Below are 23,530 nucleotides of genomic sequence, written 5' to 3'. Positions count from 1 at the left end.
TTAGACGTGTCCCATCGCATTTCGTTTGGCGGGGCGGATGTAGAAGGCCCAGCAGACCAGGAGCATTACAACGTATGCTCCGACGAATCCGTAGAATGCCGGGGTGTAGGAGCCGCTGGCGCTGTTGGAGGCGTTCAGGACCTGGGGGATAACGAAGCCACCGTAGGCACCGATTGCGGAGACCAGGCCAAGCGAAGCGGAGGCGAGCTTGGCGGTGTGGACGCTGCTGGCACCGGCCTTGGCGGCCCGGCTGGAGGTGGCGAAGATGATCGGGATCATGCGGTACGTCGCACCGTTACCGAAGCCGCTGGCCGTGAACAGCATCAGGAACAGCGCCAGGAACAGCCAGAAGTTCTTCAGCGGAAGCGTCCAGATCATCACAAGAGTGATGGTTGCCATGGCCGCAAAGGTGGCCACAGTCATCCGGGCGCCGCCCATGCGGTCCGCCATGCGTCCGCCGAAGGGGCGGGCCAGGGAACCAACCAGCGGACCCATGAAGGCGAGCGACAGAGCGACAGTTCCGACTGCAATGGAGGAGAAATCCGGGAAGTAGTCCTTGATGAGCTTGGGGAAAACACCGGCGAATCCGATGAAGGAGCCGAACGTTCCGATGTAGAGGAACGCCATGATCCACAGGTGCGGTTCCTTGAGCGCGGCCACAGATCCTGCGATGTCACCCTTGGCGCTGGTCAGGTTGTCCATGTACTTCCAGGCACCAAATGCGGCGAGCAGGATGAAGGGAACCCACATCAGGCCTGCGACAGGCAGGTTCACCGTGCCGGCTGCGAGGAGCGTGATGGCAATGGGAACGGCCAGCTGTGCGACGGCGGCACCGAGGTTTCCGCCGGCTGCGTTGAGTCCCAGGGCCCAGCCCTTTTCACGCGCAGGGTAGAAGAAGGTGATGTTGGCCATGGAGCTGGCGAAGTTACCTCCACCGAAACCGGCCAGCGCGGCGACCAGGAGCATTACGCCGAACGGTGTCTCAGGGTTGGAGACGCACATCGCGAGGCCGATGGAGGGAATCAGCAGGAGGAGGGCTGAGACGATCGTCCAGTTGCGGCCGCCGAAGCGCGGGACCATAAAGGTGTACGGGATGCGGAGAGTTGCGCCAACGAGGCTCGGCATGGAGATCAGCCAGAAGATTTCCGACGTCGTGAAGGTAAAGCCGGCCGCGGGGAGCTGGACAACTACGATGGACCAAAGCTGCCAGACGACAAAGCCCAGGAACTCAGCGAAGATGGACCAGTTCAGGTTCCGCTTGGCTATGGAGCGGCCTTTGGACTCCCACTGCTCCTTGTTCTCGGCATCCCATCCGGCGATCCAGCGGCCGGAACGGAATTCAAGGGCCGCCGCGTCTGCGGTGCGGGTGGAACCGGGCTGCGCGTCAGCGGATGTGGCAACAGATCCGTGCCACGGCTCGGCGTCAGTTTCAGGCGGAGTGCCGGCGCCGGATTCGGCGGTTCGGTCAACAGTCACGGTGTACCTCCTAAGGGGGATGTTGTACTCCCACGTTAGGGATTGCTCGTTTCGTCAAGCGTCGCCGTTTGTTAACGTGCTGTGACATTTGCCTATCGGGGTCTTTGTGACGGCGTGAGAATTCTGTCAGGGGCCGGGGAAGTGCCGATAGGCCCTGAGATAAAAGGCACAGTTCCGCATCATGGACCTTTCGTCCGATGTCCGGATTTCGGGAACTAATATCTAGGAATACGTATTCCACAGCCGGACGGCCTCGCACGTGCCGGATAACACTGACGAAAGTAGCTGCATGTCTTCCACATCCACATCAACCGAAGCCGGGTCCTCGCGCCCGGTGAACTCGCGCGGGCGCGTGATCGTCGCCAGCCTGATTGGCACTACCGTGGAGTTCTACGACTTCTACGTCTACGCCACGGCCGCCGTACTGGTCTTCCCCAGGCTGTTCTTCCCTGGCCAGAATGAAACCACCCAGCTGCTGAGCTCCTTCGCAGTGTTTGGCGTCGCCTTTATCGCCAGACCGCTGGGGTCCATCGTCTTCGGCCACTTCGGGGACAAGTTCGGCCGCAAGGGCACCCTCGTGGCGTCGCTGCTGACTATGGGCATTGCCACGTTCCTGATAGGTTGCCTTCCCACGGCGCTGGTCCCGGGCTGGGGCTTCTGGGCTCCTGCCCTCCTGGTAGTCATGCGCTTCGCCCAGGGCCTCGCGCTCGGCGGCGAATGGAGCGGCGCAGCCCTCTTGGCCACGGAGAACGCCCCCGCCAACAAGCGCGCCATCTACGGGACGTTCCCGCAGCTTGGAGCGCCCATCGGCTTCATTATTGCCAACGTGATCTTCCTGCTAGCCAGCTACATCCTTTCCCCGGCCGCATTCGAAGCCTGGGGGTGGCGCGTACCGTTCCTGCTGAGCGCCGTCATGGTGATCATCGGCCTTTACGTCCGCCTGAAGCTCATTGAAACACCGGCTTTCACCAAGGTCCTCGAATCGAACGAAGTGGCCAAGCTGCCCCTTGCCCGGGTCTTCAAGTCGAGCTGGCGCCCGCTCATCCTGGGCACGTTCATCATGCTTGCTACCTACGTGCTCTTCTACCTCATGACCACGTTCACGCTGACCTACGGCACGCGCCCGGCCACGTTGGACGCCGCCAAGGCAGCTGCGGAGAAGGCCGGAAAACCCATGACCGAAGCAGCCGCCGCGGCGTTCGTTCCCGGACTGGGATTCACCCGCAATGACTTCCTCTGGATGCTGATTGCCGGCGTGGTGTTCTTCGGTATCTTCACCCTTGTCTCCGGTCCGCTGGCCGAGAAGTACGGCCGCCGTAAGATGCTGCTGGCCGTGACCGGTGGAATCTTTGTGTTCGGCCTGCTGTTCGTCCCGCTGTTCAGCGGCGGTTTCGTGGGCACCATGGCACTGCTGGTCATCGGCTTTTCCCTGATGGGGCTCACATTCGGGCCGATGGGTGCGCTGCTGCCCGAACTGTTCCCGACCAACGTCCGGTACACCGGCTCCGCCGTAAGCTACAACGTCTCCAGCATCCTTGGAGCGGCTGTGGCCCCGTTCATCGCCGTCGCGCTCTGGGAACAGGCTGACGGCAGCCCTGTGCTGGTGGGCATCTACCTCACCGCCATGGCGGTCCTGACCCTGGTGGCGCTGTTCCTGAGCAAGGAAACCCGGGACCTGGATTACGAAAACAACGTAGCCTGACACTCCCGCGCAGTTACTAAAGAAAGGCCCGGCGTGTTTCCTCAACGCCGGGCCTTTCTGCGTCCGGGTCGCGTTACCGGGCGTACAACTTCACGAAATTCCGGAGTATGGTCATGGGCTCCGTCACCGTAAACTGCCTGGCGTTCTCCATCAGCTCCTCGGCCGATTCCGGCGGGAAATAGCCGGCGTGACGGTAGATGTCGATCCGCGTAACCAGGCCACCGACGTCGAGCTCCGGATGGAACTGCGTGGCGTACAGGTTCTCCTTGATGCGGAACATCTGCACCGGGCAGGCAGGGGAAGTGGCCAGCAGAACAGCATGCGGGGGCAGGACCGTACAGGCCTCCTTGTGACCGGTGAACGCGATGAAGGATTCCGGGAGCCCTTGCAGCAAAGGATCAACCAGGCCCTCCGGCGTGAGGCTGATGGTTGCCCCGCCCAGCCCCTCGCCGTAGGTCCTGTCGATCACTGCACCCTGGTGCAGCCCGAGAGTACCCACGCCGTAGCATGCGCCAAGGAAAGGGAAGTCCTCCTCCACCACCCGGTCCAACAGGCGTGCAAGTTCGGCTTCCACCCGGTGCTGGACAGGGCTTTTGTGCTCCGGGGGGTCGCTGGACGTGAACGGGCTTCCGCCGACGATGATCCCCGAATAGTCAGAGAGGTCCAGCGCAGGCAGAGGGCCGGCTTCCATCCGGATGCGCTTCAGCTGTTCCGGATCCAGCCGTCCGTACCGCAGGTACGCCTGGTATTCATCCTCGGCGGCAGCGTCTTCGGCCCGGGAGGCCAGCAGCAAAAATGGCTTCACAGGCTAAGTGTGCACGCCGCGCGGGGTGGCAGACTAGTCTTCGATCGTGGCGATTATCGCGCCGGCTGAAACTGTCTCACCCTGGATCGCCGCGAGTCCGGTGATGATTCCGGAACGGTGGGCGGTGAGTGGCTGTTCCATCTTCATCGCTTCGAGCACGACGACGAGATCGCCTTCGGCCACGACGTCGCCTTCGTTCACGGCAACCTTGACGATGGTGCCCTGCATGGGGGAGCTGAGCGCGTTGCCGCTCGCCGCAGCAGCAGCGCCACCGGAGCGGGAACGTTTCTTGGCCTTAGCGGGTTTTGCGCTCGCGGAGGCGCTGGACACACTGCCGAGCGATGCGGGAAGCACCACCTCCAGGCGCTTGCCGCCAACCTCGACGACCACCCGTTGACGCTCACCTGCTTCCTCACCATCGGCCGCCGCCCCGGCGCCGCTCCAAGCGGGAATGTTATTGACGAACCCTGTCTCGATCCACCGGGTGTGGACTGTGAAAGGTCCTTCGGTGGGAGCGAACGCCGGATCCGAAACCACTGCGAGGTCGAAGGGAATCACTGTGGGGATGCCTTCAACCACCATCTCCTCGAGCGCACGCCGTGAACGCTGAAGAGCCTGTTCCCGGCTGGCCCCCGTGACGATGAGTTTGGAGAGCATAGAGTCAAAGTTGCCGCTGATGACGTCGCCTTGTTCCACCCCCGAGTCGATGCGGACTCCGGGACCGGTGGGGTTCTTCAGGGTGGTGATGGTTCCTGGCGCCGGCATGAAGTTACGCCCCGGATCTTCGCCGGTGATGCGGAACTCGATGGAGTGCCCGCGGACCTCCGGATCGTCATAGCCGAGCTTCTCGCCCCGGGCCAGACGGAACTGTTCGCGGACGAGGTCAATTCCGGTGACTTCCTCGGAAACACAGTGCTCCACCTGGAGACGGGTATTCACTTCGAGGAAGGAGATGGTGCCGTCCTGGCCCACCAGGAACTCGCAGGTTCCGGCCCCGAGGTAACCGGCTTCCTTAAGGATGGCTTTCGAGGACTCGTAGAGCCGCTTGTTCTGCTCCTCCGTGAGGAAGGGTGCAGGTGCTTCTTCGACGAGCTTCTGGTTGCGCCGCTGGAGGGAGCAATCCCGCGTGGATACCACCACTACGTTGCCGTAGGCGTCGGCAAGGCACTGGGTTTCCACGTGGCGCGGAGCGTCGAGGAACCGCTCGATGAAGCATTCGCCGCGACCGAAGGCTGCCGTGGCCTCGCGGACAGCTGACTCAAACAGTTCCGGGATCTCTTCGCGGTTGCGGGCCACCTTGATGCCGCGTCCACCGCCGCCAAAGGCTGCTTTGATGGCTACAGGCAGTCCGAACTTGTCCACAAACGCCAGGATTTCCTCAGCGGACTCCACTGGGTCGGCCGTGCCGGGGACCTGGGGAGCGCCCACTTTTTCGGCAATGTGACGGGCCTGGACCTTGTCGCCGAGGGCGGAGATGGCCTCAGGAGAGGGCCCGATCCAGGTGATTCCCGCTTCGATCACCTTTGCTGCGAACTGCGCGTTTTCGGCAAGAAAGCCGTAGCCGGGATGAATGGCGTCGGCACCGGAGCGCTGCGCTACCTCAATCAGCTTGTCCATCACGAGGTAGGACTCGGCCGCAGTGTTCCCGCCCAGGGCGTAGGCCTCGTCCGCGAGCCTGACGTGCAGCGCATCCCGGTCCGGGTCCGCGTAGACGGCCACGGAGGTGATCCCTTCATCCCGCGCTGCGCGAATGATGCGCACTGCGATTTCGCCGCGGTTGGCGATAAGGACCTTGGTCATTGAGGCGGGAAGACTACGGGATGCGCTGTGGGACATGGTGGGGAAGGCTCCATTCTTTTCTCAGTGGAGCCTAGCGTGAATTTGAGGTTTCCCGCAGGAATCACACGTTCGTCCGCAGGTATCAGCCGCAGAACTTGTAGGGTTGCTACAAATTGGCTGGTTTGTTGCTAACCCACGTCCTGGCGCTGTCCGGCAGGGGCTGCCTGTCGGGCGGCAAGGTGTTCCGCGAGGTACTTCGCATCCCGGCCGACACCGGGGAGGCTGGAGGAGGCGGCGCAGTACAGAAACTCCAGTCCCAGGAAGTACAGGCCGGGGGAGGTCTCAACTACACCCCGGCGCTGCACCGGTACCCCCTTGGGGTCGAGGGCACCAGGCACGTTCAACCAGCTGTAATCATGCCGGTAGCCGGTGCACCAGATGATGTTGGAGACTTCCAGCTCCTTGCCTTCAGCGGTCAACGGGGCTCCGCTCTGAATGCCCGTGATCCGCGGAACGATCTCAACGCCTGCTGCCACCAGGTCGCGGATTCGGGTGCGGATCAGGGGAGCGGCATGCGTCAGGAAGCCCGGAGCCGCCTTGCGGCCGATCGGCGTATCCAGGTTCAGGATATGCAAGCCCGCGAACCGGACCAGGGGAAGGGCGAACCTTGCTGCATTCCGGCCGTGCTTAAAGGGAAGTTCTGCTGAAGGGCTTCCGGCCAGCAGGGTGGGGTGGCTCCGGACCACCTCGAAGGCGATCTCCGCCCCTGAGTTCCCTGCACCCACCACGAGTACCGGGCCGTCCTGGAGTTGGCCCGGGCTGCGGTACCCGGTGGAGTGCATTTGCCGGATGCTGGGTGAAAGGTCCTGGGCGAAGGACGGGATCTTTGCGAGTTCTTCCGGGCCGGTAGCAACCACCACGTTGGTGGCGGACCACTGCCGGTCCCCGGCTGTGATGAGGTAGCCGTCTCCAGAGCGCTCCACTCTTTCCACGCGGGTATTGCTGAGCACGGGGAGATTGAACTTCCGGGCATAGGACTCCAGGAAGTCAGCCTGCTCATCTTTGGTGGGGAAGGCCAAACGGTCACCAGGGAAACTCATCCCTACAAGCCCGTCAAACTTCGCGGGGGTGAAGAGGCGAAGGGAGTCCCAGCGTTTCCGCCAGCCATCGCCAACCCTCTGGCTGGCGTCGAGGATGACGAAATCCCTGTGTTGGCGTGACAGGAAGTATCCGAGCGTGAGTCCTGCCTGGCCACCGCCGACAATAACGGTCTCGGTGACTTCTGGCTGGCCGGAGAAATGATTGTTGTTCATGACAATGCCTCCAAGGCAATGGGTGCTTTCGCGAACAGCACCGTCGAGACGGCGCCTGCAATATGGGGTAGTTCCATGGCTTCACGCTACGTTTCGGGTACATGGCAGCACATCGAGGAAAGTATGTGAGTGGCCGGAAGGAGGATGGGTATTTTTACCTACTGCCTGGGAGGCGTCCGGCCAGCCCGTGGTTGTAGGCGTATGCCGTCGCGGCGCTGCGGGACGGCACATCCAGTTTGAGCAGGATGTTGCTGACGTGCCGGGCCACTGTCTTTTCACTGAGAAACAGTGCCGAGGCGATGCTCCGGTTGCTCATGCCCGCCGCGACCAACCGCAGTACTTCGGCTTCGCGAGGGCTGAGAGGCCCGTTCTCTGCCACGGGAGCTGGAGAAACAGGGTTTTCGAGCTGGTCGAGGGAGCTCAATGCAGGAATCGCGCCGAGATCATTGAAAACTGTGCGTGCGGCCGCGAACTCCAGCTGCGCTGATTCGTCGTCGCCCAGCTCCTGCAGAGCCATGCCCAGCTTCACCTGGCAGCGTGCTGCCTCATACGGTGCCTCCAGCTCGGACCAGTTGTTCCAGGCGCCGCGGAGGGCCTTCGCGGCGCCGTGCGGATCGCCGGTGGCCAACAACAGAATTCCTGTCGAATAGCCTGCGAGCGCCATGACCCAAGGCATCCTGGTGGCTTCGGCGAGTGATTCAAGCTCCGCCGCTGCTGCCTGTGCAGCGGCCAAATCTCCCGCGGCCACCTCAATTTCGACCATAGCCGGCAGGAGCAACCGGCGGGTGAAGGTGCCCGCCTCCTCTGCCGCCCGGCGGATGAGCGATTGCGCTGCTGCAGGTTTCCCCTGGGCGAGACGGAGCAAGGCGAGTCCTGGCTGGGGGTCATGACCGGCTTGATGCGCATGGCGGTACGAATCCTCCGCCTCGACGAATTCACCCCGCAACCTCTGGACCTCAGCCTGCTGATAGAAGCCGCCGAACAGTGCGTTTCGGTCCCCGCGCCCAAACAACTCCTGAGCGGCACGTGCTGTGGCGAGCGCATCGGACCAGGCGCCGTGCAGGCAGTAGATCTCGGCTCGGCGCATCCGGCATTGCCCCTGGAAAGGCACCAGGTCCTTCTGCGAGGCACACCAGCGGTCCAGGGCAAGAGTCCATTCCTGGGCGCGGCCCAGATCAAAGGCGAGGTGGCAGCTCTCTATGAGGGCGCAATAGACGATTCCGGAGGGGAACGGGCCCACCCCTCCTGACATGACTGCTGCCAGGACCTCATCCAGCAGCGCCATTCCTTCGTCGACCCGCTCAAGCCTGATCAGGACCTGGCCCTGCCCAAGCCTGGAGAGCGCCAGGACGTCGCGATCCTGGAAACGCTCTGCGATTTGTTCAGCCCGGGCAAACATTTGCCGCGCACCTTCGAAATCCCGGCCGAACATTTGTCCCAGAGCCTCTTGGACCAGGAGGAATCCCTCGACGGAGCAGGGCTCGGGGTGCTCCTCCACCAACCGCCGCGCCCGGGCAAACCATCCGCCGGCGGCTGCCTGTTTTCCGGCATACCTGAACTGCATTGCGAGCCAGGCGGCGCAGCGCGCTGCGGCGGGAGCTTCGCCCACCAGAAGGTATTCCTCGTGCGCCTTCGCCAAGGCGTTGATGCCGTCGTCGAACCTGCCCAGCAGCAGGGCGGCGGTGGCCGAACGTTCCAGATCCTCAGCGGGCAGTCCGCCTTCCTGGACGGCCACAGCGAACTCGCTGGAGGCATCCAGCCATCGACGTTCCGCGAAGGCTGACCGGCCGCGGTCCAAAGCGGTGGAAACTGTCACTGTGACTTCTTCCGGCCGGAGCATCGGAACCCTTGTAGCCCCGACCACCTGCCCTACTTCGCTAGGGTACCGCCGCCAAAATAGGCAGGCAACAAGATGCGCGGGTCATATGGCTAGGGGGCGGCCGGCCACAGTTCGGTGATACCCACTTTGGCTTGCCTCAACAGGATCCGGAGGGTGGAAATGGAAAGCCCGACGACGGCGTGGGGGTCGCCGTCGATCTTGCTGATGAACGCCCCGCCCAGCCCGTCGATGGTGAAGGAGCCGGCACAGTGCAACGGCTCTCCGGTGGCGATGTAGGCGTCGATTTCTTCGTCTGACATTTCCATAAAATGCACTTCGGCAGAGGAGACTGCCCCCACTGTGGCGCCTGATCCCACGGAGTCTCCCGGGTCGTCGTCGGCCTCGGTGTCCCGGCAGTCCACGAGCCAGTGGCCGGTGTGCAATATGCCCCTGTTGCCGCTCATCCGCAGCATCCGCCGGCGGGCAATGTCCGGCGTGTAGGGCTTGCCGTGCGATTCGCCCTCGAATTCGAAGACGGAATCACAGCCGACCACCAGCGCACCCTCGGCCTCAGGGAGCGACGCCACTGCTTCGGCTTTTGCCCGCGCCAGAAGCAGTGCTGTGTCATGCGGGTCCGTCACCCCGTATCGGGCCTGGACTGCGTCCTCATCAACGTCCGAGACAAGAACCTCATGCCGGATCCCTGCCTCGGTGAGCAGTTTGGTGCGGGCGGGGGACTGGGAGGCCAGAATCAAGCGGGTCACGGGTTCCAGCCTAATTCACTTAAACACGTGCCCGCTCGGTCTGCCCGGCGGCAACGGCTGGTTCCTCCGGCCTGAGTTTGGCCCCTTCGACATCCACATCAGGCAGGATCCGATCCAGCCACTTCGGCAGCCACCAGGCTTTGTCGCCCAGAAGATACATCACTGCGGGAACGATGGTCATCCGCACCACAAAGGCGTCAACGAGGACACCGAAGGCCATGGCGAAGCCCAGGGGCCGGACCATTGTGAGGTGGGAGAAGACGAAGCCGGAGAAGACGCTGACCATGATGATTGCGGCGGCTGTGACCACGGCTGCGGCGTGGCTGAATCCGCTGCGGACGGCATGCTTGGCGCTTTCCCCATGCATGTAGGACTCCCGCATCCCCGAAGTGATGAACACCTGGTAGTCCATGGCCAGGCCGAAGAGCACGCCGATCAGGATGATGGGCAGGAAACTCAGCACAGCGCCGGGGTTTGGAACGTCAAAGATTGTTCCCAGCCAGCCCCACTGGTACACAGCGACGACGGCGCCGAAAGCTGCCCAAAGGGACAAGAGGAAGCCGCCGGTGGCGAGCAGCGGCACCACGATGGAACGGAACACCAGGAGCAACAGGATCAGTGACAGCCCGACGACGATCGCCAGGTATGGGGGCAGGGCATCGCCCAGCTTGGCGGAGACATCGATGTTGCCGGCCGTCTGGCCGGTGAGGCCGATGGTGACCCCGGTCGTGTCCTTGATCTCCGCATTCCTGCCCCTAAGCTCGGAGACCACCTGTACAGTGCTCGCGCTCGCGGGTCCCTCCTTGGGAATCACCTGGAACACTGCAGTGCGGCGGTCCTCGCTGAGGGCAACAGGAACAGCGGCGGTAACGTTATCCAGGCCGCGGAGGATGTCAGCGACGTCGAACTGCCTGGACTGCGCTTCGGCTTCGGTCAGGCCGGCCGGCAACTCGCCCACTACTACGATCGGCCCGGTCATGCCTTCTCCAAAGCTGCGGGCAGTGACGTCGTATGCCTTGTACGCCTGAGACTCAACCGGCTCCGAACCGCCGTCGGGCAGTGCAAGCCGGAGCTGGCTGGCAGGGAGGGCAAGTGCACCAAGAAGCGCGACGCCGGCAACCATCGCCAGGATGGGGTGCCGGGTTACGAGGCCGCCCCAGCCGTGGCTGCTCTTATGCTCTTCCTTGGCGTGGTCCTCTTCTTCGTGGCCGGGGGCGGCGTTGTGCTGTTCGGCTTTGGCCCACTTCCTGCGGGAAATCAGCTTCCGGCCGATGAGGGACAGGACGGCCGGTGTCAGGGTCAACGCGACCACGACGGCGACCGCAACGGTTGCCGCTGCGGAAAGTCCCATAACGGCAAGGAAGGGGAGCCCGGGAACAACCAGGGCGGCCAGCGCGATGATGACCGTCAGGCCGGCAAACAGCACGGCGTTGCCCGAGGTGCCGGTTGCCAGCGCTGCGGATTCCTCGGCGTCCATCCCGGCCAGGAGCTGGTTGCGGTGGCGGTTGACGATGAAGAGTGAGTAGTCGATGCCCACGGCCAGGCCCAGCATGAGGGCCAGCATGGGCGAAATGGAACTCATATCAATGACGCTGGTGAGGGCAAAGGTTCCCCCGACACCTACTGCCACGCCAACCAGTGCCATGAGCAGAGGAAGGCCAGCGGCGATCAAGGTCCCCAGCATCACGATCAGAACAAGGGCGGCGACGGCGACACCGAGGATTTCGGAAACCCCGAACACGTCAGAGACGTCTTCGGTGATCTCTTTGCTCGCGAAAGCCGTGACACCGGCCGAGGAGACTTCCTGCGCGATCTCCTGGACTTCCTTGCGGACCTCGGGATTGAGCGCATTGATGGAGGTCTTGAACTGAACCTGGGCAATGGCTGCCTTACCGTCTTCTGAGACAAAGCGCATGCCTTCGGAGGCCGCGTACTGCCGTTTGCCGAGCTCCAGCTGGGCGGCGCCTGCTTCCGCTTCTTTCTTGCCGGCCTCAAGCCGCTGCTGGCCGGCAGCGATCTCCGTTTTATTCTGGCCCAGCTGGGCTTCAATGACGGAGGCGGGCAGACCGGCAGCTGTCAGTTGCTGTTCAGCCTGGGCCAGTTGTGCAGCTCCGGCCGCAAGTTCCGCTGCTGATTTCTCCAGCAGTGCTTTCCCCTCGGCGGCTTTTTGTTCTCCGGCCGCCAGATCCGACTCAGCCTTGTCCAGCTGGGCCTGGGTGACGAAGGGGTCAACAGTCCCCTGGACATCCGGCAGTGCCCTCAGCTTGGTCAAAGCCGCCGTTACAGCGTCCTTGCCCGCTTGGCTGAACTGCCCGCCGTCGGCCTCAAACACGACACCCGCCGTGCCGCCGGAGGACTCCGGCAAGTCCTTTTTCAGCTTATCCAGCATCCGCTGGGTTTCAGTTCCCGGGATCTGGAAGTTGTTGGACATGGTTCCGTGGAAAGCTGCGGCCGAGCCGCCGACGGCCACCAGCACCGCCAGCCACAGTGAGATGACAAGCCAGCGGTGGCGGTACGAGAACTTGCCGAGGCGGTACAGGAACAGGGCCATGTCAGTGCCGATCGTTGAGGAGGGGAGAGGCTGGGGAGGAAGTTGTGTGTGAAGGCGGGAGTGAAGCATCTGTGGCGGCGGCGAAGCCTGAGGCGAGAAGGTCCAAGGAATCGATCATCAATTGACGAAGCGTGGCCATGGACGCCTCGGAAAGGTCGGGCCCGCACCGCCTGAACCAGACATCCATGGCTGCCCTTCCACAGGAAATAACCGAGCCTGAGAGGGCACGAAGATAAAGTTCATCGATTTCGCCGTCGGTCTTGCCCGCCATGCGTTCGCGTGCGGCTTCTATGATCTGTCCGGTGCAGTGGTCCCACGCTTCCAACTCCGAGCCTGCGAGTTGATGGTTCTGCTGCACCAGGGTGAACAGTTCGGCGACGGGTGCTACGGCCATTGGGTCGGCGAGGGCCACCATGGCTTCTTTGGCGGAAACGATCACGGGTTCGTCAGACGGGCGCAACCGGAACTGCTGGAGCGCAACCTCCAGGAACTCATGCGTGATGTTTCCGATGGCCGCTTCGATACTTGCGTAGTAGTTGAAGAACGTGCGGCGCGATATACCTGCAGCGTCAGCAATATCCTCCACCGTAAAGTTGCCCACGCCTTTTTTCCGGATGAGTTCCATGGCTGCCTGCGTGATGGCCTGCCGCGTTGCTGCCTTGTTGAGCTCCCGCCGGGAAAGTGGGGGAGAAGGGGGCCCGGCAAGGGTGGCGGGTGGGTCTGTAGTCACAAAGCTACACTACGTGCAAGTTTGCACTCTGGGCAAGTACGCTTCACAGCCTCCTGACAGCCTTGGGACAGCTCTCTGATACATGGGCAGCCGAGAGTGGTTATAGGCCGGTAATCAACGGCCAGCCGCACATCGGAGCGGCCTACGGGCGGCAGATCCAGGAGAAAGCAATGTCACAGAAGAAGAAACTCACCCTCGGCCTCAGCGCCGCAGGCGTCGCGCTGGTTGCAGGTTTGGGAGTCTCGGGGGCGGCATACGCCGCCACGACTACACCGACCCCCACTCCCTCAGCGAGCGCATCTGCGGACGCTTCAACTGACGGTCAGCGCGGAGGGCCGGGCGGTCATGGCAAGCGAGCAGGAGGTATGGGAGTGCAGGCAGCCGAGCTGGCTACGAAGCTCGGCGTTGAAGAAGCGAAGGTTAGTGAAGCCCTCCAGACTTTCCGCGAAGCCAATAAGCCGGATGCCGCTTCCGGCGACAAGGCTCCAGGCACCAAGCCTGACCGTTCAGCAATGGAAGCCGCCCTCGCAGCATCGTTGGCACAGTCCCTCGGGATTGACGAAGCGAAGGTGACGGCTGCTCTGGAGGAGATCCGCACCGAGGCGCAAGCGGAACGTGCTGCTGCGCTCAAGACCCGCCTGGACAAGGCAGTCTCTGACGGCACGCTGACCCAGGCCGAAGCTGATGGTGCTGCCAAGGCGGTGGAAAAGGGAGTAATCGGAGGCGGTCGCTAAGCGGAACTTTCCCCAGGTGCCCTTTAAAGCACAATTCCCCGGGAGCCTCCCGGGGAATTGTGCTGTGGCACTGGATCAGCTATGCCTTTGAGGTTTCAAGTTCCTGTTCACGGGAAGAAGCCACGCCTGAGGCTGACGGGTCCTCCGCTGTCGGGGTGTCGTCCGAGAATGCCTCGCCGTTTCGCGGCGCGTTGTACAGGGTCTCGTCCAGGATGCCTTGGCGCTTGGAAACGATCGTGGGCACCAGGGCCTGTCCGGCCACGTTTAAGGCGGTGCGGCCCATGTCCAGGATGGGATCGATGGCCAGGAGGAGTCCGACGCCGGCAAGGGGCAGTCCCAGGGTGGACAGGGTCAGGGTGAGCATGACAACGGCGCCGGTGGTGCCTGCTGTTGCCGCGGAGCCGAGTACTGAGACCAGGGCAATGAGCAGGTACTGGCTGAAGTCCAGTTGGATGCCGAAGAACTGGGCCACGAAGATTGCCGCAATTGCCGGGTAAATGGCCGCGCAACCATCCATTTTCGTGGTGGCACCCAGCGGTACAGCAAAGGAGGCATAAGCGCGGGGGACGCCGAGGTTTCGCTCAGCTACGCGCTGGGTCAAGGGGAGCGTGCCGATGGAGGAGCGGGAAACAAAAGCCAACTGGACGGCGGGCCAGACTCCGGAGAAGTACTGCTTGACGGAAAGGCCATGCGAGCGGATCAGGGCGGGGTAGACACCGAACAGCACCAGAGCGAGCCCGATGTAGATAGCGACGGTGAACTTGCCAAGCGACCCGATGGTGTCCCAGCCATAGACGGCAACAGCGTTTCCGATCAGGCCGACGGTGCCCAGAGGCGCAATCCGGATAATCCACCACAGGACCTTCTGGATCACAGCGAGGGCGGAGGCATTGAGCTTCAGGAACGGCTCGGCCTGCTTGCCCACCTTGAGCGCCGCGATGCCGATGGCGATAGCGATCACCAGGATCTGGAGCACATTGAAGCTGACAGAGGTGGTGACTGCGCCGGACTCTGCCACAGTGGAGCTGGCTCCGAGGCCCAGGAAGTTCTTCGGGAACAGGCCGATCAGGAAGGCCCACCAGTCGCCGGACTTGCCGGTGTACTCATCCTGCTGGGCAAGGCCCGTGTTGGCGCCGGGTTGAAGGAACACGCCCAGACCGATGCCGATCAGCACGGCGATGAGCGAGGTAATGGCAAACCACAGAAGGGTGTTCCAGGCCAGTTTTGCGGCATTGGACACTTCACGCAGGTTCGAGATGGAACTGACCACAGCCGTGAAGATCAACGGTACGACGGCGGTCTGCAGCAGCGAGACGTAGCTCGAGCCAATGGTCTGCAGCGACGCTCCCAGGCCATTGGGGCTTGCTTTAGTGCTGCCGGTGTACTTGGCCAGGAGACCGAGGCCGAGGCCGACGATGAGGGCGGCGATGATCTGAAAACCGAACGAGCCGGCCCACTTGGGCAGCTGGAATCCGGATTTTCCTGCGGGGGCGGGGACGCTTGTTTGAGTGCTCACCCGAATACGCTAAAGGCACTGCCTATACCATCGCGAACGAACGTTGAGAAATGTTACGGGCAGCTCATTCGCCATCCGGCCGAAAGTCCCCGTGATTACTGGGCATTCAAGGTCGTTTATGAAGTTATTCCCGAACTTAGTGTGGCAAACGTCTCCTCCAGCCCGGCTCGCGAAGTCGCGCATCCTCCCCTACCACCGAGATGACACTTCGCCGCAGTGTTTTGCTACGACACTACCGCGAAGTGTCATCTCGACGATCAGCCGGGAGCCAGGCATCCGGCAGCGTGCGTCTAAGCGAGGAACGAGCGAGCACGCCGAGGATGTCTGCCTCCCGGCTCCCAACGAGGCTGCAATGGATATGAGGGGTTAGTTAGGCCAGCAGGGCGCGCTTCAGGCTGTCGAGGCCTACCGAGCCGATGTTCAGTGCCTTCGTGTGGAAGGTCTTGAGGTCGAAGTCCGGCCGGGTTTCGAGCTCAGCCCTGATCTGCTCCCAGAGCCGCTGGCCCACCTTGTAGGACGGGGCCTGGCCTGGCCATCCCAGGTATCGGGTGAACTCGAACTTCAGTTGCCCTTCGCTGATGGGGAGGTTGGCCTTGAGGAACTCCAGTCCCTTATCGGGCGTCCAGGTTCCGGAACCCCAGCGCTCAGGGACCTCGAGTTCCAGGTGCACACCGATGTCGAAGACGACGCGGGCTGCCCTCATACGCTGCATGTCCAGCATGCCCATGTGATCACCCGGGTCTTTGAGATAGCCAAGTTCCTGCATCAGTTTCTCGGCGTACAGGGCCCAGCCCTCGCCGTGGCCGGAAGTCCAGCAGACGTTGCGGCGCCAGCTGTTCAACAGTTCACGCCGGTACACTGCAGTAGCTACCTGAAGGTGGTGCCCCGGGACTCCTTCGTGGTAGACGGTGGTGGTTTCAGACCACGTTGTGAAGGTGTCCTCGCCCGCCGGAACTGACCACCACATCCGGCCCGGACGGCTGAAGTCATCCGACGGTCCGGTGTAGTAAATGCCACCCTCGTCGGTGGGCGCAATCAGGCATTCCAGGGTTTTCATAACGTCCGGAATCTCGAAATGCACATCCGCGAGTTCCGCGACGGCCTTGTCTGACAGTTCCTGCATCCAGGCCTTGAGGGCGTCTGTTCCCTTGAGCTGGCGTGAGGGATCGTTGTTGAGGATCTCCTTGGCTTCCTTGATGGAGGCACCTGGTTTGATCTGTTCAGCAACGCGTTCCTGCTCCGAGATCAGTCGCTGGAGTTCCTGCACGCCCCACGCGTAGGTTTCGTCGAGGTCGACTGCCGCCCCCAGGAAGGAGCGGGAAGCCAAGGCGTAGCGGTCCCGTCCGACTGCATCTTTCGCAGGGGCTACAGGGAGGAGTTCCTGCCGGAGGAATTCGGCGAACCGGGCGTAAGCACGTCTGGCAGCGGCAGCACCGGCGTCGAGCTTGTCCTGAAGATCCTGGGGGAGAGGGCCTTCGGCCGTCTTGGCCTCTGCAGCCAGCTTGGCGAAGAAGCCGTCTTCGGCGGCGTATTTGCTGGTCTGCTCAATCACGATCTCCACTTGGCGTATGGCGGAGACTTTGCCCGCATCGCGGGCAGCGAGAAGCGAGGCCGCATACCCTTCGATAGCCGTGGGTACGTTGTGGGCCCGGCCGGCGATGTGGGCCCAGTGTTCCTCGGTCTCGGTGGGCATGAGGTCAAAGACGGCGCGGATATCCTGGGCTGGAGAAGCGATGTTGTTGAGGTTGGCAACATCCCAGCCGGACTCGTGGATTTCCAGCTCGAGTCCGAGCCTTTCCCTCATGGCGTCCAGTGTCACGGCATCGACGTCGTCCACCGGAATCTGCTCCTCAAGGGCAGCGAGAGTGGAGCGGGCGGCATCGATAAATTGCTCGATTCCGGCCGGGGAGAAGTCCTGGTATTCGGTCTCGTGGCCCGGAACGCCGAGGGTAATGGCGAAGCTGGGATCGAGCCTGATGAGGGTGTCAGTATGTGCGTCGGCGATCTTGTCGATGGCAGTCTGCGGCCGAATGGGAGTGGTTTCGTTAGTCACCCTCACGAGACTAACGGGGCAAACCCAGTTATGAAAGACTTACTGAACAAGTTGAGGGTTCCCTGGCCGAGCGCAGCGAGGTTTCCGCGGCAGGGGCCTCCGCCGCCGAGGGTTCCCTGGCCGAGCGCAGCGAGGTTAGGGAGGCGGTGGGGACTTAGCCGCGGCTGCGTTTCCAGGCCCCAGGGCCCGGGGTGGGTGCCAGCCGCAGTTGCTGACGCCTGACCCAGCCGCGCACGGTGGGCTTCGCCGGTTCAGCTTGTTCTGTTCCACCGAGTGAAAGTACGACGGCGGTCAGCGCCGCGAGCTCTTCGGCTGTGGGGTCGCCTTTCGCCACGGAGAAGAGCGGCGGCAACGGCGTTGCTGTAATTGGGCTTTCGGACCCGCCAACGGCAGGAAGATCTGTACTCATAGCGGGATGTTTCCGTGCTTCTTGGCCGGCAGGCTGGCGCGCTTGTCCCGTAGTGCCCGCAGCCCCTTAATGATCTGGACCCTGGTTTCAGACGGCACGATCACAGCATCCACATAGCCGAGCTGGGCTGCCTGGTACGGGTTCAGAAGTTCTTCCTCGTACTGCTTGATCACTTCTGCGCGCTTGGCTTCAACGTCGCCGCCGTCTGCGGCCACAGCTGCGAGGTCACGGCGGTACAGGATGTTGACCGCCCCCTGGGCTCCCATTACGCCGATCTGCGCTGTGGGCCACGCCAGATTGAGGTCAGCCCCCAGTTTTTTCGAGCCCATGACGATGTATGCCCCGCCATAGGCCTTCCGGGTGATGATGGTGACTTTGGGGACAGTGGCTTCGGCGTAGGCATACAGCAGCTTGGCTCCACGGCGGATGATGCCCTGGAATTCCTGGTCCTTGCCGGGCAGGAAACCGGGGACGTCCACCAGTGTGATGATGGGAATGTTGAAGGCGTCGCAATGCCGCACAAACCGGGCGGCTTTCTCCGAAGCGGAGATATCCAGGGTGCCTGCGAACTGCATGGGCTGGTTGGCCACGATGCCTACCGTGTGACCTTCGATCCGCCCATAGCCAATCATGACGTTCGGAGCATAGAGGGCCTGCATCTCGAGGAAATGGGCGTCGTCCACGATCTGCTCAACGACCTTGCGCATGTCGTAGGGCTGATTCGCGGAATCGGGGATCAGAGTGTCCAGCGCGAGATCATCGTCGTCGACCTCGAGCTCCTGCTGGTGCTCGAGTACGGGGGCTTCGGCCAGGTTGTTCGAGGGCAGGAAGTCCAGCAGTTCGCGGACGAACTCGATGGCGTCTGCTTCGTCAGCGGCGAGGTAGGTGGAGGTACCCGTGTTGGCGTTGTGCTGGCGCGCGCCGCCCAGGGTTTCCATGTCCACGTCCTCACCCGTGACAGTCTTGATGACATCGGGGCCCGTGATGAACATGTGCGAGGTCTTGTCCACCATGACCACATAGTCAGTGAGTGCGGGGGAGTACGCTGCGCCACCGGCCGACGGGCCCATGATGAGGGAAATCTGGGGCACAACGCCGGAGGCGTGGACGTTGTTGCGGAAGATGTCGGCGAACATCGCCAACGACGCGACGCCTTCCTGGATCCGGGCCCCGCCGCCGTCGAGGATACCCACTACCGGGCAGCCGTTGCGCAAGGCGAATTCCTGCACCTTGACGATCTTTTCCCCGTTGACCTGGCTCAAGGATCCGCCGTAAACACTGAAGTCCTGGCTGTAGACAGCAACCGGCCGCCCGTCCACGGTGCCGTAGCCGGAAACGAGCCCGTCGCCAAGCGGCTTTTTCTTTTCCATTCCGAAAGCGGTGGAACGGTGCACGGCTAGAGCGTCGAATTCGACGAACGAGCCTTCATCGAGCAGGAGGTCGATGCGTTCCCGTGCGGTGTTCTTGCCGCGCGCATGCTGCTTTTCGATCGCTTCAGGGCCGGAGGGCTGTTCGGCACGCGCCTGGCGATCGCGGAAATCTGCAATCTTTCCCGCTGTCGTGGTCAGATCGTGGCTCATCAAGTTTCTCCGGCTCTGTAGCTGATAGTCGCTGGCTCCCGGGTGCAGAACTTAAGTAGCATCCACACAAAATCCGGGCCCTGCTGGCTAGTCTAGTAACGTTTTGGACCCGCATGGCTGTAGAAAACCTACAAGGTTCAGTGCCCGGGTCGGCTTGGTCGAACATGTTACTCACCAGTAACATACTTCGGCTAGAGTGTTCTTATGACTTCAAGCAACGTTGCTTCGGGCCCCGCAGCAGAGCCGTACAAGGCCGCCGGTTCCCTTTCTGGCCGAACCATCCTGATGTCCGGTGGAAGCCGCGGGATCGGACTGGCCATTGCCCTGCGCGCAGCCAGGGATGGTGCCAATATTGCGCTGATGGCCAAGACCGGGACGCCCCACGCGAAGCTGGAAGGCACGGTCTTCAGTGCCGCGGAGCAGTTGGTGGAAGCTGGTGGCAAGGCGCTGCCCATCGTTGGTGACGTGAGGAACGACGACGACGTCGCCGGCGCCGTCGGTGCCGCCGTCGAACGGTTCGGTGGGATCGACATAGTGATCAACAACGCCTCCGCCATTGACCTCTCCAGCACTGACGCCGTCGACATGAAACGCTACGACCTGATGCAGGACATCAATGTCAGGGGCACTTTCCTGCTGTCCAAGCTGGCCCTTCCTGCCTTGCGCAGGTCGGAGAACGGCCACATCCTGACCCTGTCTCCGCCCCTGAACCTGGATCCTAAATGGGCCGGCATGCACTTGGCGTACACCATGGCCAAGTACGGAATGAGCCTCACCACACTCGGTCTGGCTGAAGAACTCAAAGCGGATGGCATCAGCGTCAATTCACTGTGGCCGCGGACCCTCATTGACACCGCTGCCATCCGGAACATGCCAGGGGGGAGCCAGCTGGTCCAGGCGGCCCGCGGACCCGAAATTGTCGCTGATGCTGCCCACGCAGTGTTGACCGGAAGCAATGTGGTGTCAGGTTCCGGATCCAGGAGCGGGAACTTCTACACAGACGAGGAAGTCCTGATTGCCGCGGGCGTGACGGACTTTTCCCCCTACAGCCTTGGCATGCCCGAGGACCGCCTGGTTCCTGATATTTTCCTTTGAGCCTGGCGCGCGGAAGCGCCGCGAACGTGGCAACTCGATAGGATTCAGCTATGGAAGCCCACCAGCCGGAAAACAGCCAGGAACCCGTTGACTTTCCGGAGCGCAGCGCACATGAAGCCGAGCGCCGAGGCCTGGACCGGACCGCGCTGGTAAATGAGGATTTCCTGGCGGCCACTGGCATCCCGCGGCTCACCGTGGTGGACTCCACCGGATCAACGAATGCCGATCTGCTGGAAGCTGTCACCACCGACCCCCGGTCCTGGCCCGATCTTTCTGTATTGACTACGGAGCACCAGACCGCCGCCCGGGGACGGCTCGGCCGCAGCTGGGAAGCCCCGCCGCTGAGTTCCGTGCTGGTCTCAGTGGTGCTGCGGCCCGTCAACGCGGAGGGCCGCCCGCTGCCGACCCAGAGCTACTCCTGGTTCTCCCTGCTCGGAGCCTTGGCCCTGCGTGAGGCGCTGCTCGAGACGGCCGGCATTCCTGCCGAACTTAAATGGCCCAACGACGTCATCGTCCGCGGGCGCAAGATCGCCGGGATCCTGGCCCAACTGGGCCCTATGGGGGATGGAGGTGCGCCTCCAGTTGTCCTGGGTACAGGGCTGAATGTCACGCTGACCCAGGAGGAGCTTCCCGTTCCCACTGCTACGTCTGCCTTGCTGGAGAGTGCCCAAACGGTTGACCGCACCATTCTGCTCAAGAGCTATCTTTCCCGGTTCGCCACCCTCTACCGCAGCTTCTGTAACGCCGACGGCGACCCCGCTGCCGGGATGGCGGGGGGCCCGTCCCTGCATAAGCGGGTCCAAGGCGTTCTGGTGACGCTGGGCAAGCAAGTGCGCGCCCAGCTGCCGGGCGACCACGAAATTATTGGCCACGCCACCCGGCTTGACGAGTACGGATCCCTCCTTGTGGTCGACGCTGCTTCACACGAGCATGTGGTGACCGCCGGCGACGTCGTTCACCTCCGTCCCTGGACTCCGCCAGGGCAAGACGGTTCGAAAGAATCAGGAAGCGGTTCCGGCGGTTCAACCGAGAGCGGTTATGCGTAGACAGCTGTTGCCGGGTGAACAGGTGATAGTGGTCACGCGGCCCCAGCCCAGGACGTTGATCGTCCCTGCCGCTGCCTTCATTGCAGTCCCCGCAGTAGGAGCTTTTGCAACGGCATGGATCGTCAAAGGGGAACCTGCGAGGATGTTTCCAGCCGTAACTTCCGCCTGGACGTTTTGGCTCGTGGCTGCCTGCATCCTGCTGGTCTCCTGGGTTCTCTGCGGGTACTGCCTTCCGCGCACATTGCGGTGGCAGTCGACGCGCTACACACTGACCAGTCAGCGCATAGTTGCCAAGTACGGAATGTTGCGCCGCCGGGAATGGCAGGTTTCCCTTGCTGCTGTCCGCCAGGTGTGGGTCGTACAGTCGGTGCTCCAACGCATATTGCGCTCAGGGAATATATCCTTGGATACCGGGCACCCTGATCCAGCGGTGCTGGAGGACGTTCCGGAGGCGGGGAAGTTCCGTGATTTTGTCCTTGAGGCCATCGATGAACTGCCACCGGCTTCCCTCGCCTTAGACGAGGGAAGCGGCGGGGACGGGCTTGAGGACGTGGACAGAAACGGGGAGGGCCATGCGCGGCAGTGGCCCTGGAGACGGAGAGAAGGTGGAAGAGATGAACGCTGGCAGTGAGCATACTGACGCTGTGCCCTTGGCCTCCGGGCAGACTCAGCCACCTGAAGAAACGCAGGTCCTACCACAGGCACAAGCACAGGAACGCGAAGAGGCAGCGGAACGCGAAGACGCGCGGGAACCGGAAGAAACTATTGAACCGGTTGTAGAGGCCGCCACCATTGAAGACGCTGTCCTTGACACGGCTCCTGCGTCGCCCTTTGCCGAGCCCGCTGCCAAACATGGTCCTCACACTGACCCTGTTCCCCTTCGTGCCCCGTCCGAGCCCCCGGCCACAGGCACTTTCTCGGCTGAGCGTCTTGCGGCAAAGGCCTTGGAAGCCCGGTTGCTGGGCGGTGAGCGCAAGCTAAGGCGGCGCGAAGTCGCGGCAGGTGCAGGGCTCTCCTTGCTGTCGGCCCGCAAGCTCTGGAGGGCGCTGGGCTTTCCCAATCTCGGCGACGAGGATGTCGCCTTTACGGAACGGGACCAGGCAGCCCTCTCCACGGTTGTTGATCTCGTCCGCACCGGAAAGCTCACTGAAGAGGCGGCTATCTCGGTGACGAGGTCCATCGGTCAAATGACCGACCGCATGGTGGTCTGGCAGATCGAAGCCCTCGTCGAAGACATGGTCCATCAGCAGGGCGTGCCGGATGCCGTGGCACGCAAGCGCCTGGTAAACGAACTTCCGGCACTGGTGGACGCCCTCGAGGAAATGCTGGTCTACTCGTGGCGCCGCCAGCTCAACGCCGGCGTTCAAAGGCTTGCCGTCCGTGCCGAAGCCGGGCTGCAGGCCAGCGAAGAAGGGCGCGAAGGGGACGAAGACGACGCGCCATTGCCCTTGGCTCGTGCCGTCGGCTTTGCAGACCTGGTCTCCTACACCAGTCTCTCCCGCCGGATGAACGAAAAAACGCTCGCCCAGTTGGTGCAACGCTTTGAAAACAAGTGCGCCGAGATCATCTCCGTTGGCGGCGGCAGGCTCGTGAAAACAGTGGGCGACGAAGTCCTGTACATCGCCGAGACCCCGGCCGCCGGAGCAGAAATCTCCCTGGCTCTTGCTGAAGCGTTTACCCAGGATGAGATTCTGCCGGAGGCACGGGTATCGCTGGTGTGGGGCCGGATCCTGTCCCGTCTGGGCGATATTTATGGCCCCACCGTGAATCTGGCAGCACGCCTCACCGCCCTGGCGGACCCCGGCACGGTGCTTGTGGATTCTGTAACTGCGGCGGCTTTGGACAGTGACGAACGCTTCGTGCTGGTTCCGCAGCCTGTGGAGACGGTGCGTGGTTTCGGCGAAATCCTTCCCGTACTGCTTTCGCGGGGAAGCGGCCGCGGTCTGGTCCTGGACTAGATTTCGTGCTGGATCAGGGTTGTTCATATTTATACATTTGATGGTGTTATGAGATAGTCGGAGCTGAACGGCGGCCCAATCACGTGGCTGCCCGCCTCCATTCGTGTCTTTTTTGGTCTTTTGGTTGGTCTTGTGCTGCTTTTTGGGTGGCTTTTATTGCGGGGGAATTGTAGAGCTGTGACACATCTGTTTGGCAGGTC

The 23,530-nt window shown here is 62.5% G+C and carries 18 protein-coding genes; 6 read left to right on the top strand and 12 right to left on the bottom strand.

Annotation, left to right across the window (positions count from 1 at the left end; translation table 11 throughout):
- Entirely contained in the window at positions 1-1,476 is a 1,476-nt protein-coding gene (locus MU551_RS11650) for an MFS transporter (protein ID WP_247044310.1), read from the bottom strand.
- Between the two features lie 289 nt (positions 1,477-1,765).
- Between MU551_RS11650 and MU551_RS11645 the strand changes: the two genes are divergently transcribed.
- Entirely contained in the window at positions 1,766-3,178 is a 1,413-nt protein-coding gene (locus MU551_RS11645) for an MFS transporter (RefSeq protein ID WP_247044308.1), read from the top strand.
- Positions 3,179-3,251: 73 nt separating this feature from the next.
- Here the strand turns inward: MU551_RS11645 and MU551_RS11640 are convergent, their stop codons facing one another.
- From MU551_RS11640 to MU551_RS11610, 7 genes are all read right to left on the bottom strand, one after another.
- Positions 3,252-3,983: a glutamine amidotransferase gene (locus tag MU551_RS11640; protein WP_247044306.1), complete on the bottom strand. Its 732-nt coding sequence runs from the start codon at positions 3,981-3,983 to the stop codon at positions 3,252-3,254.
- Between the two features lie 33 nt (positions 3,984-4,016).
- A complete protein-coding gene (locus MU551_RS11635; protein ID WP_372489851.1) occupies positions 4,017-5,783 on the bottom strand; it encodes an acetyl/propionyl/methylcrotonyl-CoA carboxylase subunit alpha in 1,767 nt (588 codons plus the stop codon).
- A gap of 167 nt (positions 5,784-5,950) precedes the next feature.
- Positions 5,951-7,075 carry a flavin-containing monooxygenase gene (locus MU551_RS11630; RefSeq protein ID WP_247044303.1) on the bottom strand — a complete coding sequence of 375 codons (1,125 nt, stop codon included), beginning with the start codon at positions 7,073-7,075 and terminating at the stop codon, positions 5,951-5,953.
- Between the two features lie 154 nt (positions 7,076-7,229).
- A complete protein-coding gene (locus MU551_RS11625) occupies positions 7,230-8,891 on the bottom strand; it encodes a helix-turn-helix transcriptional regulator (protein WP_247044302.1) in 1,662 nt (553 codons plus the stop codon).
- A 113-nt stretch (positions 8,892-9,004) separates the two neighbouring features.
- Complete coding sequence (locus MU551_RS11620) at positions 9,005-9,658, bottom strand: Maf family protein (RefSeq protein WP_247044301.1); 654 nt, start codon at positions 9,656-9,658, stop codon at positions 9,005-9,007.
- A gap of 19 nt (positions 9,659-9,677) precedes the next feature.
- On the bottom strand, positions 9,678-12,209 hold the full coding sequence (locus MU551_RS11615; protein ID WP_247044300.1) for an MMPL family transporter: 2,532 nt from the start codon (positions 12,207-12,209) through the stop codon (positions 9,678-9,680).
- A gap of 1 nt (position 12,210) precedes the next feature.
- Positions 12,211-12,939, bottom strand: a complete 729-nt coding sequence (locus MU551_RS11610) for a TetR/AcrR family transcriptional regulator (protein WP_247044299.1) — start codon at positions 12,937-12,939, stop codon at positions 12,211-12,213.
- Between the two features lie 170 nt (positions 12,940-13,109).
- Here MU551_RS11610 and MU551_RS11605 point away from each other — a divergent pair, with 170 nt between their 5' ends.
- Entirely contained in the window at positions 13,110-13,673 is a 564-nt protein-coding gene (locus MU551_RS11605; protein WP_247044297.1) for a hypothetical protein, read from the top strand.
- Between the two features lie 79 nt (positions 13,674-13,752).
- On the opposite strand, the gene MU551_RS11600 is transcribed toward MU551_RS11605, so the two are convergent.
- The 4 genes from MU551_RS11600 to MU551_RS11585 form a co-directional block, all read right to left on the bottom strand.
- On the bottom strand, positions 13,753-15,189 hold the full coding sequence (locus MU551_RS11600) for a dicarboxylate/amino acid:cation symporter (protein ID WP_247044296.1): 1,437 nt from the start codon (positions 15,187-15,189) through the stop codon (positions 13,753-13,755).
- 370 nt (positions 15,190-15,559) lie between these two features.
- Positions 15,560-17,242, bottom strand: a complete 1,683-nt coding sequence (locus tag MU551_RS11595; protein ID WP_247044294.1) for a DUF885 domain-containing protein — start codon at positions 17,240-17,242, stop codon at positions 15,560-15,562.
- 154 nt (positions 17,243-17,396) lie between these two features.
- The gene (locus MU551_RS11590; protein ID WP_247044292.1) at positions 17,397-17,651 is read right to left on the bottom strand and encodes an acyl-CoA carboxylase subunit epsilon; all 255 of its coding nucleotides are present in this window, start codon (positions 17,649-17,651) and stop codon (positions 17,397-17,399) included.
- Positions 17,648-19,231 (bottom strand): acyl-CoA carboxylase subunit beta, encoded by a 1,584-nt coding sequence (locus MU551_RS11585; protein ID WP_247044290.1) that lies wholly within the window; start codon positions 19,229-19,231, stop codon positions 17,648-17,650. The genes MU551_RS11590 and MU551_RS11585 overlap by 4 nt, the downstream gene beginning before the upstream one ends.
- Positions 19,232-19,435: 204 nt before the next feature.
- Between MU551_RS11585 and MU551_RS11580 the strand changes: the two genes are divergently transcribed.
- From MU551_RS11580 to MU551_RS11565, 4 genes are read left to right on the top strand one after another with little or no spacing between them, the layout of a single operon-like run.
- Positions 19,436-20,326, top strand: a complete 891-nt coding sequence (locus tag MU551_RS11580) for an SDR family oxidoreductase (protein ID WP_247044288.1) — start codon at positions 19,436-19,438, stop codon at positions 20,324-20,326.
- A 50-nt stretch (positions 20,327-20,376) separates the two neighbouring features.
- Complete coding sequence (locus tag MU551_RS11575) at positions 20,377-21,372, top strand: biotin--[acetyl-CoA-carboxylase] ligase (protein WP_247044285.1); 996 nt, start codon at positions 20,377-20,379, stop codon at positions 21,370-21,372.
- Positions 21,365-22,003: a PH domain-containing protein gene (locus MU551_RS11570; protein WP_247044283.1), complete on the top strand. Its 639-nt coding sequence runs from the start codon at positions 21,365-21,367 to the stop codon at positions 22,001-22,003. The genes MU551_RS11575 and MU551_RS11570 overlap by 8 nt, the downstream gene beginning before the upstream one ends.
- Positions 21,987-23,330, top strand: coding sequence for an adenylate/guanylate cyclase domain-containing protein (locus tag MU551_RS11565; RefSeq protein ID WP_247044281.1), 1,344 nt, complete (start codon positions 21,987-21,989; stop codon positions 23,328-23,330). Before MU551_RS11570 ends, MU551_RS11565 begins: the two co-directional genes overlap by 17 nt.
- The last annotated feature ends 200 nt before the right edge of the window (positions 23,331-23,530 follow it).

The organism is Arthrobacter rhizosphaerae (assembly GCF_023062595.1).
In the GTDB taxonomy this organism is placed as follows: domain Bacteria; phylum Actinomycetota; class Actinomycetes; order Actinomycetales; family Micrococcaceae; genus Arthrobacter; species Arthrobacter rhizosphaerae.
The sequence above is the reverse complement of the archived record's forward strand: the minus strand, read 5'-3'. Positions and strand labels throughout refer to the sequence as shown.

Excerpts from the sequence above, each read along its gene's own strand:
- MU551_RS11645 (WP_247044308.1), top strand. The coding sequence starts at position 1,766 with ATGTCTTCCACATCCACATCAACCGAAGCCGGGTCCTCGCGCCCGGTG.
- MU551_RS11635 (WP_372489851.1), bottom strand. The coding sequence starts at position 5,783 with ATGACCAAGGTCCTTATCGCCAACCGCGGCGAAATCGCAGTGCGCATC.
- MU551_RS11630 (WP_247044303.1), bottom strand. The coding sequence starts at position 7,075 with ATGAACAACAATCATTTCTCCGGCCAGCCAGAAGTCACCGAGACCGTT.
- MU551_RS11615 (WP_247044300.1), bottom strand. The coding sequence starts at position 12,209 with ATGGCCCTGTTCCTGTACCGCCTCGGCAAGTTCTCGTACCGCCACCGC.
- MU551_RS11605 (WP_247044297.1), top strand. The coding sequence starts at position 13,110 with ATGTCACAGAAGAAGAAACTCACCCTCGGCCTCAGCGCCGCAGGCGTC.
- MU551_RS11590 (WP_247044292.1), bottom strand. The coding sequence starts at position 17,651 with ATGAGTACAGATCTTCCTGCCGTTGGCGGGTCCGAAAGCCCAATTACA.
- MU551_RS11585 (WP_247044290.1), bottom strand. The coding sequence starts at position 19,231 with ATGAGCCACGATCTGACCACGACAGCGGGAAAGATTGCAGATTTCCGC.
- MU551_RS11580 (WP_247044288.1), top strand. The coding sequence starts at position 19,436 with ATGACTTCAAGCAACGTTGCTTCGGGCCCCGCAGCAGAGCCGTACAAG.
- MU551_RS11575 (WP_247044285.1), top strand. The coding sequence starts at position 20,377 with ATGGAAGCCCACCAGCCGGAAAACAGCCAGGAACCCGTTGACTTTCCG.
- MU551_RS11570 (WP_247044283.1), top strand. The coding sequence starts at position 21,365 with ATGCGTAGACAGCTGTTGCCGGGTGAACAGGTGATAGTGGTCACGCGG.
- MU551_RS11565 (WP_247044281.1), top strand. The coding sequence starts at position 21,987 with ATGAACGCTGGCAGTGAGCATACTGACGCTGTGCCCTTGGCCTCCGGG.